Origin of the sequence: Sporosarcina sp. FSL K6-1522, assembly GCF_038622445.1 — a bacterium.
Classification (GTDB): domain Bacteria; phylum Bacillota; class Bacilli; order Bacillales_A; family Planococcaceae; genus Sporosarcina.
Window position 1 is genome coordinate 2,741,325 of sequence record NZ_CP152019.1, and the last position, 13,330, is coordinate 2,754,654.

A 13,330-nucleotide genomic window follows, 5' to 3' on the forward strand; every position below is an offset into this window, starting at 1 on the left:
TGTCTAGTGTCTAGGCTCCAGCGCTTTTCTTAATTTACAGGAATCGTTTCGGTTCCAGTAGTATTTTTCATATCAACTTCTAGTACTTCTACGCCATGTTCTTCAATCTCCAACAATTTTTCGAAGGATGCGATTGCAACTTCTACTTGTTTATCATCAGGTTCTTTCGTCGTTAGCAATTGAAGCCAGAGTCCCGGATAGCCCAAATATTTCAAGACGGGGATGTTACGCATAGCATTTGTCAATTGCAAGACTTCGAAAGAAATACCAAGAACAACTGGAATGAGGAGAATCCGGTTTACAACCCGCAACCATAATGGGTCGGTTGGTACGAGAAAATAGATGAACATTCCAACGATGACCGTAAATAGGATGAAACTGCTGCCGCATCGAAAATGGAGCCTAGATTGTGCTTGGACATTTTCGACGGTCATGGGCAGATTATTTTCATAGGCATTGATGACCTTATGTTCCGCCCCGTGATATTGAAACACGCGTTTAATAAGCGGTGTCATCGACACGAGGGAAATATAGCTCAATAACAAAATGAGTTTGAACAGACTTTCAAGTAAAATCTGTGCTGTTTTTCCTGGCGCAATGAATTGCAACATTTCTGCAAGGAACACCGGAACAAGCGTGAACACAAATTTTCCAAATAAAAACGAAAGGATACCGACTGCTGCCACACCAAGAACCATCGCCAACTTGGACGTTTCTTCGGGTTCTTGTTCCTCCTCTTCACCTGGCATCACGTCATAACGCTCACTAGAGAATGTCAAATGACGCGAACCAATGCCTGCCGATTCGATTAATGCAACGATGCCTCGAACGAATGGAATTTTCTTTAATCTCATTTGCATATTATTTTTTTCTTTTGGCAGATGAAAATAATCGATGGACTCATCTTTCCGTCGAATGGCTGTCACCGTATGATTTTTCCCGCCGAACATAACCCCTTCGACAAGCGCTTGGCCTCCATAAGTAGGCGATTGTTGTCCTTTTTCCATACATTTACCCACACTTTCTTTTGTATCAGCTACAACTTATTTTCTATTGTACTAAAAAACTGCGAATGACTCCAGAAATGATGTTTAAAAAGTTCAGAACCTCCCGACACTTTGTGTAGGAGGGATAACATGATTAATAAAACACTTGGCTGGACAGCTGTTTTTAGCGCTTTTTTCACCGTGTGTAGTCTTTGGTTTTTACAGTTATTTCATTTTATTCGTTGGTCGCCGATTGGATGGGCTAAAAAATGGCATCTCTTACCCACTGCCCATGTCACAATCAAATGGGCTTTGCTGTTCGTTGTACTCGTTGTCCTTTTCGGGTTGCTCTATTTGGCAGTTTCGTTTACCACATCGATTCCACCATCAATAACAGCACTTATTCTTGGCATCATTGCTGTCTTTGCAGTCGAATGGACCATTGATTCGCCGAAAACACCATGGGACGCCATTAAATCTGTTTCCATCCCATTCCTAGCACTTATGGCCATTGTTCTTCGCTTTATTACAGGAACGGCGGTTTTTATGAAGAAACTTTCAGAGGAAAGTACAAAATGAGTTGCCACCAAAGAACGATATGATAAAATGAGTAAGATAAAGGTGAGAGGAATGGTGCGGCGGTGAAGTTACTTATTATGAACGGACCTAATCTGAATCGACTGGGAAAAAGGGAACCGGGTATTTACGGTGCAGAAACGCTAGAAGATGTTGAAGGGAAACTGCATAAGCTTGCGTTACAGCATGGGGTTGAGCTATCGTTTTTTCAATCGAATTGGGAAGGCGCTTTGATCGATAAAATCCATGAGGCCGAAGATTGTGGGCTCGACGGAATTATCTTCAATCCTGGTGCGTTTACGCATTACAGTATAGCGCTGCGAGATGCGGTCGCCTCAATCACCGTGCCTGTGATCGAAATCCATATTTCGAATGTACATAGTCGGGAACCGTTCAGACAAACATCTGTTATTGCGCCAGTTTGCATGGGCCAAATCTCAGGATTTGGTACGGATGGGTATGAACTAGCCTTCCAAGCTTTCCTACTCAAACGAAAAGAGGTTTAAGACTGTGAAACTGACGAAACTGCGTGAACTGCTAAAAGAACATGACATCGATGCACTACTCGTTACAAATCCGTACAACCGCCGTTATATGACGGGATTCACGGGAACAGCGGGGCTTGCGCTTATTTCGCAAGATGATGCTGTATTCATCACAGATTTTCGTTACACGGAGCAGGCCGGCAAAGAAATCGCTGATTTTCGTATCGTGCAACATACGGCTACGATTATTGAAGAAGTGGCAGCACAAGCGGAAAATATGAATCTACGTACAATTGGTTTCGAAAAAGACGATATGACATTTGGTCTTTATGAGCTGTACAATGCAACAGTTCAATCAGAGTTGAAACCTGTTTCGGGCCTTGTCGAAAAGTTGCGGATGGTCAAAACGGCAGATGAATTGGCGGTTTTGAAACAAGCAGCTAAAATTGCAGATGATGCGTTTACGCATATTTGCACGTTCATAAAACCAGGTGTGACAGAACTGGAAGTAGCGAACGAACTGGAATTTGCGATGCGCAAACAAGGGGCAACTTCTTCATCCTTCGCGATTATTGTTGCGTCTGGTTTACGTGGAGCACTTCCGCACGGCGTTGCGACAGACAAAGTGATTGAGTTGGGCGATTTAGTCACACTCGATTTCGGCGCTTTGTATGAGGGTTATATTTCAGATATTACGCGTACGGTTGCTGTTGGACAGCCTTCGGCTAAACTGAAAGAAATCTACGAAGTGACACTTGCAGCACAAGAACTTGCAGTAAAAGAGATTAAACCGGGTATGACAGGAATAGAGGCAGATGCAATCGCACGAGATTACATCAAATCTAAAGGGTATGGTGATGCCTTTGGTCACTCGACAGGGCATGGTATTGGCCTTGAAGTGCATGAAGGACCAGGGCTCTCTTTCCGCTCAGAAACCATTCTTGTACCGAATATGACGGTTACGGTCGAACCAGGCATCTATCTTCCGGGTATTGGTGGCGTGCGTATTGAGGACGATATCATTATGACGGAAGATGGCAATGAACGCCTAACGCATTCAACGAAAGAACTTCTAATCTTATAACGTCAGCCAATAATAAGTTCATGGATGCCCTTATAAGAGCAACTACGGCTCTGCTGTCGCCTATGGCTCAGCAATCACCGAGTTTTCTAATAATCTAGTAAATGGAGGAATCATCATGATTTCAGTAAACGACTTTAAAACAGGCTTAACAATCGAAGTAGATGGGGACATCTGGCGTGTAATGGATTTCCAACACGTAAAACCAGGTAAAGGTGCGGCATTCGTTCGTTCAAAATTACGTAACCTACGTTCAGGTAACGTCAATGAAAAAACATTCCGTGCGGGTGAAAAAGTAGGCAGAGCGCAAATTGATAACAAACGTATGCAATACTTGTATGCAAATGGCGACGATCATGTCTTCATGGATAATGAATCATATGAACAAATTGAACTTCCAGCGGCGCAAATTGAAGAAGAATTGAAATTCTTGAAAGAAAATATGGAAGTGCATGTCATCCAGTATAAAGAAGAAATTCTTGGTGTTGCATTGCCAGTAACAGTTACATTAGAAGTAACAGAAACAGAGCCGGGCATTAAAGGCGATACAGCAAGTGGCGGTTCAAAGCCAGCTACACTGGAAACAGGATTGATTGTGCAAGTACCATTCTTCGTTAATATCGGTGATAAACTGGTTATTAATACAGAAGAATCCGAATACGTTTCGCGCGCTTAATAATAGTAGTTTAGTTCACACCTTACAACCCAAATCGGGTCTGTAAGGTGTTTTTCTTATGCCAAGATTCTCGGGGCGCTTCAATTAGGGAGGAATCCAAGTAAAATCTCTCTTTCCTATCGCATCTAAGTGAACACCTTGCGCTTTTCGATTCATATATCAGGTTATCCGCACATAGGATATTGCAATGGGGGGCGTACCGGATGGACTTGAATGATTTGTTACGAATTGCCGGTATTGGATTGGTCATCGGTTTGCTACATGTTTTTTTTGAACAAACCGGCAAGAAAGAATTCTCCTTTTTCTTGTTTTTTATTGCCTATATTTATATCACTGCCGAGATGTTGCATTTCCTTAAAATTTTCTTCACGGAAATAGCGGAATTTTTCCAATGGTTGTCGATGTCAGTCTGATGCTCACCTTACTCCAGGCAATCGTCGTCTTTTTTCTACTCCTCTTGATTGCATTTGCAGTACCTAAGCTTCAGCCGTTATTGTCTGTCGGAATTTTTTTATTTTTTCTCCTGCATATCCTTGTGACAGTCGTTTTTCCATTTGGCAAAGTGTATGTAGGGCTTTTTGCCCCATTGCCAGACCCTTTCGCTAAGCTGCTGATTGGGAGTGCCATTTTATATTATTTGTCTGAACTAATCGCTCAGCATTTTGAAGAGGCTGGGTATGCTTCACTCGCTTCGTTGTCCCATTTTGCAGTGAAAATCGCAATTCTCACCTTATGGATTCAGCAGACGACCACACTTATTGAAATACTATCTACACTCATTTCAAAATGAACGGACGGGGTATTTGATGCTTTCATTTATTGAAACCATACTCGGAACCGTATTGTCTAGTTTCGTCATTGTTATTATTTCAACCTTCATGGCTTTAATAGTGGACTTTCTCTTTCCTACATTTAAGAAGTGGACGAGGATGCTATTAGTATTCCTAGTCGTGATGGTCGTTTTGCAACCCGCATTCGAACATTTAACACTTATACGGGATATCGCAAACTCTATATCGCTGCTATTTATTTCAATTTATCCAATTTTGACGGCTAGTATGGTTGCTGCGGGTGGCGCTTTCAGCTTGCTGAATTTCCAACCAGCAATGCTACTGTTTGCAAATGGGGCAGTTGTCTTGGCGGAATATGTGCTCATTCCGTTGCTCACTGCAGCGCTCATTTTTGATCTTGTTACAAGATTGTTGCCGTCAGTTCCGTTTACGAAAATGGCAGACCTCATTCGGACAACCTTACTTGGCACGGTATCAGCGGTCGTTGCTGCCTATTCAATTTTCATTACAGCGGGGGGGACGATGTCTTGGGCGCTGTCAGGGCTTGCTAGCGAGCCGATTAAAGAGTTGATTCGCCAAAATATTCCTCTGATTGGCTCATTTATGACGGACAGTATGGGAACCATTGGCCGCTATTCATCCGGAGCTAGTGTTTTTGCAGGAGGTTGGCTCATATCAACAGTGACAACTGTTGCCATTATTCCATCTCTTAAAACCTTGCTCGTTGCCTTTTTCTATAGATGGACGGCTGCACTTATTGAGCCATTTGCAGATAAGGATATCACTGGCATCTTAGATGATATTGGGAAAACCTTGTTTGTTCTCTGTGCCGTTTCTTTTTTAATCGCTTTTGCTTTTATCTATACGGCTCTTTTTTCCATTATATTAATCAAGCTAATGACGACGATGAAATGAGGTGAGGGAATGGCTGATTTTTAACTGGTGTTTTATTAATAGCTTTATTAGCATCATCGATTTTATTGTTATTTCCGAAAGATGCTGAAGAGAACTTACTTGTACTTGTTAAGCTTGCGATGGGTATTTGGATAATCCGCTCGCTCTTGACACTTTTTGGTCATAGCTTGTAACGAAGAAGCATAAAATGAATCATTGATGACAGGTTACATAGCCGGCTCAATGAACGGAAATGGTGATGATATGCAAAAACCTGCAAGGAAAATTCATATGATCCTCCTCGGGACGATTATTATCCTTGTCATCATTTTCATCAATTCCAGTCTCGGCGGAATCGGAGGGGAGAAGGGGAAAAAGGAGGAGAGTCAACAATTTGCAGCACTAGAAGAGGCACTCATGAAAATTGAAGGAGTCGGGGAAGTTTCCTTGTACTTCCATTATGACAGTGGGGAAACCGTTAGTCCGCTATCTGATTACTTTTCCTTGTCCTCTGGGGCAGAAAAAAAAGGTGGCTTGATAGGTGTTCTGTTAATCGCAGAAGGTGCGGAAGATTATGCGATTCGAAATGAACTTTCGAGAATTTTGTCCTCTGTGCTCCAGTTGCCCGAACACCGAGTTGTTATCGTTGAAATGAAGAAAAGGGGGAATATGAATGAGAACGAATAAACGAACAGTATGGTTTTTGACATTACTCAGTCTTGTAGCTGTTATTTCCATCTATTATGTAAAGGAAAAAGTACCAATGCCGTTTGATGGAATTACGATTTTTAGCGATAAGACAACCGATTCCACGACATTGACAGAGAAAACACCGACCGATAAAACTGCGCCGGTCTTTGCGGAAGCTTATATATTTGAGGATATGCGCATGGAGGTTCGCAATGAGCGCAGTAAAATGACTGAACAGTTGACCGCTAAAATGACTTCCGATGATTACACAGCAGAGGAGAAGAATGCGGCATTCGATGAGATGGCGCAGCTTACCAAACAAACTTCTAACGAAGCACTTATGGAAATGCAAATAAAAGCATTTGGTTATCCAGAGGCATTTGTGCGGACAGAGGATGGGGTCGTAAAAGTGACTGTACTTTCTACTGAGGGACAATCACCAAAAATGGCAGCCGAAATTATACAATATGTAAAAACGAGCTGGGAAGATGCTGGGAAAGTGGAAGTTAGCTTCACGGGCGATGCAAAATAACAGTGCCAGATGTTAGAGTCTAGACATCGATACCGGTTGAAAAGTAAAAAAATCATACTTTCATCACATTCAAAAACAAAGACCTAAGATAGGGTCTTTGTTTTATTTTTCAGCAATATTTATGCGAAATCAGCATTATCTATTTCAATATGACTGAAAAACGTCTAAGATAGAATAGTGCGCAAATATTATTATGTAGTTAGGAGAATTAATTATGTTGAAAATTCAAGAAATAAGAGAAATTATTAAGTTGATTGACCAATCTTCAATTGAAAAATTTACATTTGAATCAGACGGTGCAAAAATTAAATTAGAAAAAAGAAGCGGTCAGCAAGCTGCTGTAGTTGCTGTACCGGAAGCTACACCTGTTGTGCAACAAGACGTAATTGTAGCACCTCAGCCAAAAGTAGAAGCAGTTCAAGTTGTACAACAAGAAGAGCCACAAGCAGTTGTAGCGGAAGCACTTGAGGATTCATCCCTACATAAAGTGACGTCACCGATGGTCGGAACATTCTATTCGGCCCCTTCACCAGATGAGGCAGCATACGTACAAAATGGGGATAAAGTGAAAGCGGATTCAATCGTATGTATCGTCGAAGCAATGAAACTGTTCAACGAAATTGAAGCGGAAGTTTCAGGGGAGATTGTAGAAGTGCTTGTAAAAGACGGACAACTCGTTGAATACGGACAACCACTCTTCCTTGTAAAAGCAAACTAAGGAGGACTGACAGATGAAAAAAGTATTGATTGCCAATCGCGGTGAAATTGCAGTACGTATCATCCGTGCGTGTAAAGAGCTTGGTTTGAAAACGGTAGCGGTTTATTCAGAGGCGGATCGAGAGGCGCTTCATGTTGAATTGGCTGATGAAGCATACTGTATCGGACCGAAATTATCGAAAGATAGTTACCTCAACTTCTCAAATATCATTAGTGTTGCAAAAATGACTGGTTGCGACGGAATTCACCCAGGATATGGCTTCCTAGCAGAGAATGCGAGCTTTGCAGAGCTTTGTGAAGAAGTAAATATCGAATTTATCGGGCCGACAGCGGATTCGATTTCACGAATGGGAACGAAGGATGTTGCCCGTGAAACGATGAGACAAGCTGGCGTACCAATCGTTCCAGGTTCAGATGGCATTGTTGCAGATGAGCAAGAAGCATTGCGCGTCGCAGGTGAAATCGGATTCCCGGTTATTATCAAAGCAACAGCAGGTGGCGGCGGTAAAGGGATTCGTGTTGCGAGAGATGAAGAGGATCTTGTAAAGGGCATCAATATTACGCAAAAAGAAGCTGCGGCAGCTTTTGGTAATCCTGGTGTCTACCTGGAGAAATATATTGAAGTGTTCCGCCACGTTGAGGTACAAGTACTCGCTGACAAGCATGGCCATACGATTCATCTAGGAGAGCGTGATTGCTCAATCCAGCGCAGAATGCAAAAACTTGTGGAAGAAGCGCCATCACCGGCGTTGACACCTGAATTGCGTGCTGCAATGGGGGAAGCAGCGGTAAAAGCAGCGCAATCCGTGAACTATCGCGGTGCAGGTACGGTCGAATTCATTTTCGATCATATCAACCAACAGTTCTATTTTATGGAAATGAATACACGTATTCAAGTTGAACATACCATTACTGAAATGATTACGGGAATCGATTTAGTCCAACAGCAATTGAAAATAGCGACTGGTGAAAAATTGGCTTATCGCCAAGAAGATATCCAGCTTAACGGTTGGGCGATTGAGTGCCGTATTAATGCAGAGAACCCTGCTAAGAACTTTATGCCGTCACCAGGAAAAGTAGCGGTCTACATGCCACCAGGTGGTTTTGGCGTTCGAGTGGATTCGGCGATGTATGCAGGTTATTCGATTCCACCATTTTACGATTCAATGGTGGCAAAACTCATTGTTCATGCGGATACACGGGAAGAGGCAGTCGCTCGGATGAGACGTGCACTCGATGAGTTTATGATTGAGGGCGTTGATACGACGATTCCTTTCCATTTAAATTTAATGGATCATGACGTGTTTAAATCAGGGGATTTTGATACAAAATTCCTAGAAAGATACACGGTAATGGACTAACGGAGAGGGGACATTGGAATGGCTGATAAGACAATTCCTTCATTTGTCGGAATGGCTCCGTCGGGAGATGTCGAGCTCGGGCGTGTTCAGCTTGCTCCTGAAGTACTCGAAGTAATTATTGGCATTGCGACGACAGAAGTAGAAGGTGTCGCCAATACTCGTGGGAACTTTGCCACGGGTGTCGCGGAGAAGTTTGGGAAAGTCGTTCACGGTAAGGGCGTTAAAACAGAATGGTCCGAAGAAGGTTTAACGATTGATGTCTATTGCGTCGTAGAGTACGGTCACTCCGTACCGAGCGTTGCGTTAGAAATTCAAAAACAAGTTCGTCATGCGGTATATCACATGACTTCGCTCGAAACGAAAGAAGTAAATGTGCATATTACTGGCATTCAATTTGAAGCAAGCGCAGAAACTGAATAAACTGAAAAGCATCGTCCTTAGGATGATGCTTTTCAACTTGTTTTAGCAGAAATTCTGTAGAAAATCATGATGTCGTTTTGTGAGAGACAGATTTGGGAGAGATTTTTATCTCTAGAGGAAGCAATCGGACATTGTGTGACTGTATTTTGGTTCCTTAAATGTGCTATGATAGAGCTTTAGATAGACAGTAGTGGAGGAGACCATTTATGAAACGAAGAGAAGCACGGGAAAAAGCGGTTCAAACCCTTTTCCAGCTTGATAATACGGAATTGACCGTAGATGAAGCAATTGCCTATATTACAGAAGGCACTGTGAATGCTTTCTATGAAAACCTTGTTCGGGGCACAGTGGAGAATAGCCAAATCATTGACGAAACACTGGTTGGCAAGTTAGAGCATTGGTCATTAGACCGTCTGCCCAAAATTGAGCGTACAGTTTTACGACTTGCGGTCTACGAATTGTTATTTAATGAGGACGTGCCACACCGAGTTATTCTCAATGAAGCAATCGAATTATGTAAAACATTCGGCGATGAAAAATCAGGACGATTTGTCAATGGTGTATTGTCGAAATTTGAGGAGAAATAACCAAAATCGTTTGGAGGAAACAACATGACTGGACAATTAATTGATGGAATTGCAATTGGAAAAGAAATCAGAGAAGAGATCAAAGAACGGGTTGGCGTACTTGTTGACAAAGGATGTAAACCAGGACTTGCGGTTATTCTTGTCGGCGATAATTCGGCTTCACGTACATATGTGAAAAACAAACAAAAATCGAGCGTAGAAGCAGGCATGAAATCAGAACTTATCGAACTGCCAGATACAGTAACGGAAGCAGAGTTACTCGAACAGGTTACCAGATTGAACAATGATGACTCTATCCACGGGATTCTTGTTCAACTCCCATTGCCAAAACATATCGATGAGAACCTCGTCATTCGTGCTATCAACCCAGCTAAAGATGTAGATGGATTTCATCCTGAGAACGTTGGAAAAATGATTATCGGTCAACGTTCATTTTTGTCATGTACACCGTATGGCATCATCAAGCTACTTGAGCGGACGGGTACGGAGATTAAAGGCAAGCATGCGGTAATTGTTGGACGCAGTAATATTGTTGGGAAACCAATGGGACAATTGTTACTACAACGTGATGCAACAGTTACGTATTGCCATTCAAAAACAGAGGATTTAGCTGCTTTTACAAAACAAGCTGATATTTTAATCGTTGCAATTGGACAAACGAAGTTCATCTCGGGTGAGCATATTAAACCAGGTGCAGTCGTTATCGATGTAGGCATGAACCGTGATGAAAATGGAAAGCTGTGCGGGGATGTTGATTTTGCATCAGCTAAAGAAGTCGCCTCTGCAATCACACCAGTTCCAGGTGGAGTAGGTCCGATGACCATTACAATGTTGTTGAAAAACACATTGCATAGTGCGGAAACAGCATGCGCAGAAGGAAAATGCTCACAATAACACCCGTTGAACAAGGAATAAAAAGCAAACTTCGCCACCTATAGGGGGAGTCTTTTGCTGAATGAAGATAAAATACCGGACGAACGCTGTTTTCCATCGGAAAGACAGCGTTTCTATACGTTAGGAGTCTGGAGGTAGGACTGTTGGTCGAAAACCCTTATTTGTCTGTACAGGCATTAACGAAATATATCAAACGGAAATTCGATGCAGATCCTCATTTACGCAATGTCTTCGTTAAAGGGGAACTCTCGAATGTAAAAAGCCATCCAAGTGGTCATATTTATTTCACGTTAAAAGATGATAAAAGCCGGATTCAGTCAGCGATGTTTCGTTCAAGTGCATCACAGTTGAAATTCAGACCCGAAAATGGCATGAACGTGCTCATTACGGGAGATGTGACCGTATATGAGACGAGCGGGAATTATCAACTATACGCGCAATCGATGCAGCCAGATGGCATTGGCGCGCTCTATTTGGCGTTTGAACAATTAAAAAACAGTCTTGAAAAAGAAGGATTGTTCGATAGTCGTTGGAAAAGTCCGTTGCCAGTATACCCGAACAAAATTGGTGTCGTGACGGCACAGTCGGGTGCAGCCATTCAGGATATTTGTTCAACAATTGCAAGGCGTTACCCGCTTGCGGAAATTTTATTATTCCCTGCAATCGTGCAAGGGCCACAAGCAGCCCCATCTATCGTTAAAGCGATTGAACAAGCGGGAGGAGATAGCTCAATCGATGTTCTCATCGTTGGTCGTGGTGGTGGTTCCATTGAGGATTTATGGGCATTTAACGAAGAATCGGTTGCACGTGCGATTTTCTCTTGCCGCATTCCGATTATTAGTGCAGTTGGACATGAAACAGATACAACGATTGCAGATTTTGTCTCAGATAGAAGAGCGCCGACCCCAACAGCAGCCGCTGAAATGGCTGTTCCGGCTCGCGACGAACTGTTTGAAAAAGTAGTCGATCGCAAGCGAGCGTTATACAGCTCCTTATCCAATCAAATCAAACAGGAACGAAAACGTTTAAGTATTCTTCAAACGTCTTATCCCCTGCAATTTCCAGAACGTTTATATCGCCCGTTTACGGAAAGATTGGTTGGACTAGAAGGTAGACTAATGCGAAGTGGGCAAGAGGTAACCGGACATCGAACGATGGAACTCCAAAGATTGCGGAGTATGCTTGCTTCATTTGCACCAGATCAGCGAATTCAGGAAGGTTATCGAACCACATCAGCACTCACAGAACGTTTGACAAGGGCAGTGCAACAAGATGTGCGCATCCGCAGTGATCGCTTTCATGCCTCGATTCGAATGCTCCAAGCACTCAATCCACTCAATGTGATGGAACGTGGTTATTCAATCGTTTATCAGAACAATGAAGTTGCTAATTCAGTTAAAATGATGGAGATTGGGTCTCCCATTCAGATTCGTTTGCAGGATGGGACAGCAGAGGCTACGGTTCAATCGATTACAATTACTGATGGGGAGGAAAGTTAATTGGAAAAAGAGCCAATCCGCTTTGAAGAAGCGATGTTGAAATTAGAGGAAGTTGTTCAGAAGCTTGAAACAGGTGATGTACCGCTTGAAGATGCCATTACGTTATATAAAAAAGGAATGGAGTTATCTTCTTATTGTCATGGGAAATTACAGGATGCAGAAAAGCAGTTAATTTCCATCATTGATGGCAATGGTAATACTTCGCCGTTCGATCCAACAAAAGGTGCAGATTCACATGCATAAACAATTACAGCAGTTTATCTCAGAAAAGCTTCCTGCTATCGATGACAAGTTGCAAGATTTGTTGGCTACCGCCAATGTGCCTGAAACTTTGAAAGACGCTATGACCTATTCACTCAATGCTGGTGGAAAACGTATCCGTCCATTGCTCGTCCTTGCAGCGATTGAAGACTTAGGGAGCGAGTCAGAAGATGCATTAACAGTTGCTTGTGCTGTTGAACTAATTCATACATATTCCTTAATTCATGATGATTTGCCATGTATGGATGATGATGACTACAGACGTGGAAAATTGACAAATCACAAAGTATTTGGAGAAGCAGTAGCCGTTCTTGCGGGTGATGCGATGCAAGCACTTGCATTTGAGTGTTTAACGACGCTTCAAAATACTTCAGCAAAAGATGCATTACATATCATTCAAACCCTGTCGAAAGCTGCGGGAGCACAAGGAATGGTAGGTGGACAAATTCTAGATATTGAGGGAGAAACAAAGCGTTTATCTTTACTAGAGCTAGAAAACGTCCATGTCAATAAGACAGGTGCATTGCTGTCATTTTGCATTGAGGCGGGTGGCATTTTAGCAGGCGTTTCGCAGGAAAAAACAACGGATTTAAAGGCGTTTGCATGGAATATCGGACTTGCATTCCAAATAAAAGACGATATTTTGGACATTACGTCTACAACGGAAGAGCTAGGCAAGACCGCGGGGAGCGATACAATGAGCGACAAGTCAACGTACCCATCGTTACTAGGCCTTGAAGGCGCAAAACAGCGACTGGCAGAGCATCATCGTTTGGCGAAAGAATCATTGATGTTTCTGGAAACAGAACAGTCGTTACTCGGTTTGTTTGCGGATTATATTGTAGAAAGAACGTCGTGAAGGGAACGTAATTGTTGTACT

At 42.6% G+C, this 13,330-nt stretch carries 18 protein-coding genes; 17 read left to right on the forward strand and 1 reads right to left on the reverse strand.

Annotation, left to right across the window (positions count from 1 at the left end):
- Positions 1–29 precede the first annotated feature (29 nt).
- Positions 30–1,007, reverse strand: coding sequence for a DUF1385 domain-containing protein (locus MKY34_RS13490; RefSeq protein ID WP_342511404.1), 978 nt, complete (start codon positions 1,005–1,007; stop codon positions 30–32).
- A gap of 129 nt (positions 1,008–1,136) precedes the next feature.
- Here MKY34_RS13490 and MKY34_RS13495 point away from each other — a divergent pair, with 129 nt between their 5' ends.
- The 17 genes from MKY34_RS13495 (at position 1,137) to MKY34_RS13575 (ending at position 13,309) form a co-directional block, all read left to right on the forward strand.
- Positions 1,137–1,565: a hypothetical protein gene (locus MKY34_RS13495; protein WP_342511405.1), complete on the forward strand. Its 429-nt coding sequence runs from the start codon at positions 1,137–1,139 to the stop codon at positions 1,563–1,565.
- Positions 1,566–1,627: 62 nt separating this feature from the next.
- Positions 1,628–2,068 (forward strand): type II 3-dehydroquinate dehydratase, encoded by a 441-nt coding sequence (gene aroQ, locus MKY34_RS13500; protein WP_342511408.1) that lies wholly within the window; start codon positions 1,628–1,630, stop codon positions 2,066–2,068.
- Between the two features lie 4 nt (positions 2,069–2,072).
- Complete coding sequence (locus MKY34_RS13505; protein WP_342511410.1) at positions 2,073–3,131, forward strand: Xaa-Pro peptidase family protein; 1,059 nt, start codon at positions 2,073–2,075, stop codon at positions 3,129–3,131.
- Positions 3,132–3,246: 115 nt separating this feature from the next.
- Complete coding sequence (gene efp / locus MKY34_RS13510) at positions 3,247–3,804, forward strand: elongation factor P (RefSeq protein ID WP_342511412.1); 558 nt, start codon at positions 3,247–3,249, stop codon at positions 3,802–3,804.
- A gap of 203 nt (positions 3,805–4,007) precedes the next feature.
- Entirely contained in the window at positions 4,008–4,217 is a 210-nt protein-coding gene (locus MKY34_RS13515; protein ID WP_342511414.1) for a stage III sporulation protein AC, read from the forward strand.
- Entirely contained in the window at positions 4,196–4,594 is a 399-nt protein-coding gene (locus tag MKY34_RS13520; protein ID WP_342511416.1) for a hypothetical protein, read from the forward strand. Before MKY34_RS13515 ends, MKY34_RS13520 begins: the two co-directional genes overlap by 22 nt.
- Before the next feature lie 16 nt (positions 4,595–4,610).
- Positions 4,611–5,510, forward strand: coding sequence for a stage III sporulation protein AE (locus MKY34_RS13525; protein WP_342511418.1), 900 nt, complete (start codon positions 4,611–4,613; stop codon positions 5,508–5,510).
- Positions 5,511–5,708: 198 nt separating this feature from the next.
- A complete protein-coding gene (locus tag MKY34_RS13530) occupies positions 5,709–6,176 on the forward strand; it encodes a hypothetical protein (protein WP_342511420.1) in 468 nt (155 codons plus the stop codon).
- Complete coding sequence (locus tag MKY34_RS13535) at positions 6,163–6,711, forward strand: SpoIIIAH-like family protein (protein WP_342511422.1); 549 nt, start codon at positions 6,163–6,165, stop codon at positions 6,709–6,711. The genes MKY34_RS13530 and MKY34_RS13535 overlap by 14 nt, the downstream gene beginning before the upstream one ends.
- Before the next feature lie 214 nt (positions 6,712–6,925).
- On the forward strand, positions 6,926–7,429 hold the full coding sequence (gene accB, locus MKY34_RS13540) for an acetyl-CoA carboxylase biotin carboxyl carrier protein (RefSeq protein ID WP_342511424.1): 504 nt from the start codon (positions 6,926–6,928) through the stop codon (positions 7,427–7,429).
- A 13-nt stretch (positions 7,430–7,442) separates the two neighbouring features.
- A complete protein-coding gene (accC, locus tag MKY34_RS13545) occupies positions 7,443–8,789 on the forward strand; it encodes an acetyl-CoA carboxylase biotin carboxylase subunit (RefSeq protein WP_342511426.1) in 1,347 nt (448 codons plus the stop codon).
- A gap of 18 nt (positions 8,790–8,807) precedes the next feature.
- Complete coding sequence (locus MKY34_RS13550) at positions 8,808–9,209, forward strand: Asp23/Gls24 family envelope stress response protein (RefSeq protein WP_342511427.1); 402 nt, start codon at positions 8,808–8,810, stop codon at positions 9,207–9,209.
- Positions 9,210–9,415: 206 nt separating this feature from the next.
- Positions 9,416–9,796 (forward strand): transcription antitermination factor NusB, encoded by a 381-nt coding sequence (gene nusB / locus MKY34_RS13555; RefSeq protein ID WP_342511429.1) that lies wholly within the window; start codon positions 9,416–9,418, stop codon positions 9,794–9,796.
- Positions 9,797–9,820: 24 nt separating this feature from the next.
- A complete protein-coding gene (gene folD / locus MKY34_RS13560; protein ID WP_342511431.1) occupies positions 9,821–10,690 on the forward strand; it encodes a bifunctional methylenetetrahydrofolate dehydrogenase/methenyltetrahydrofolate cyclohydrolase FolD in 870 nt (289 codons plus the stop codon).
- A 143-nt stretch (positions 10,691–10,833) separates the two neighbouring features.
- Positions 10,834–12,189, forward strand: a complete 1,356-nt coding sequence (gene xseA, locus MKY34_RS13565; protein WP_342511433.1) for an exodeoxyribonuclease VII large subunit — start codon at positions 10,834–10,836, stop codon at positions 12,187–12,189.
- Positions 12,190–12,432 (forward strand): exodeoxyribonuclease VII small subunit, encoded by a 243-nt coding sequence (locus tag MKY34_RS13570; RefSeq protein ID WP_342511435.1) that lies wholly within the window; start codon positions 12,190–12,192, stop codon positions 12,430–12,432.
- Positions 12,425–13,309, forward strand: a complete 885-nt coding sequence (locus MKY34_RS13575) for a polyprenyl synthetase family protein (RefSeq protein ID WP_342511437.1) — start codon at positions 12,425–12,427, stop codon at positions 13,307–13,309. Before MKY34_RS13570 ends, MKY34_RS13575 begins: the two co-directional genes overlap by 8 nt.
- Positions 13,310–13,330: the final 21 nt, after the last annotated feature.

Excerpts from the sequence above, each read along its gene's own strand:
- MKY34_RS13490 (WP_342511404.1), bottom strand. The coding sequence starts at position 1,007 with ATGGAAAAAGGACAACAATCGCCTACTTATGGAGGCCAAGCGCTTGTC.
- MKY34_RS13495 (WP_342511405.1), top strand. The coding sequence starts at position 1,137 with ATGATTAATAAAACACTTGGCTGGACAGCTGTTTTTAGCGCTTTTTTC.
- efp (WP_342511412.1), top strand. The coding sequence starts at position 3,247 with ATGATTTCAGTAAACGACTTTAAAACAGGCTTAACAATCGAAGTAGAT.
- MKY34_RS13515 (WP_342511414.1), top strand. The coding sequence starts at position 4,008 with ATGGACTTGAATGATTTGTTACGAATTGCCGGTATTGGATTGGTCATC.
- MKY34_RS13520 (WP_342511416.1), top strand. The coding sequence starts at position 4,196 with ATGGTTGTCGATGTCAGTCTGATGCTCACCTTACTCCAGGCAATCGTC.
- MKY34_RS13525 (WP_342511418.1), top strand. The coding sequence starts at position 4,611 with ATGCTTTCATTTATTGAAACCATACTCGGAACCGTATTGTCTAGTTTC.
- MKY34_RS13530 (WP_342511420.1), top strand. The coding sequence starts at position 5,709 with ATGACAGGTTACATAGCCGGCTCAATGAACGGAAATGGTGATGATATG.
- MKY34_RS13535 (WP_342511422.1), top strand. The coding sequence starts at position 6,163 with ATGAGAACGAATAAACGAACAGTATGGTTTTTGACATTACTCAGTCTT.
- accB (WP_342511424.1), top strand. The coding sequence starts at position 6,926 with ATGTTGAAAATTCAAGAAATAAGAGAAATTATTAAGTTGATTGACCAA.
- accC (WP_342511426.1), top strand. The coding sequence starts at position 7,443 with ATGAAAAAAGTATTGATTGCCAATCGCGGTGAAATTGCAGTACGTATC.
- MKY34_RS13550 (WP_342511427.1), top strand. The coding sequence starts at position 8,808 with ATGGCTGATAAGACAATTCCTTCATTTGTCGGAATGGCTCCGTCGGGA.
- nusB (WP_342511429.1), top strand. The coding sequence starts at position 9,416 with ATGAAACGAAGAGAAGCACGGGAAAAAGCGGTTCAAACCCTTTTCCAG.
- folD (WP_342511431.1), top strand. The coding sequence starts at position 9,821 with ATGACTGGACAATTAATTGATGGAATTGCAATTGGAAAAGAAATCAGA.
- MKY34_RS13575 (WP_342511437.1), top strand. The coding sequence starts at position 12,425 with ATGCATAAACAATTACAGCAGTTTATCTCAGAAAAGCTTCCTGCTATC.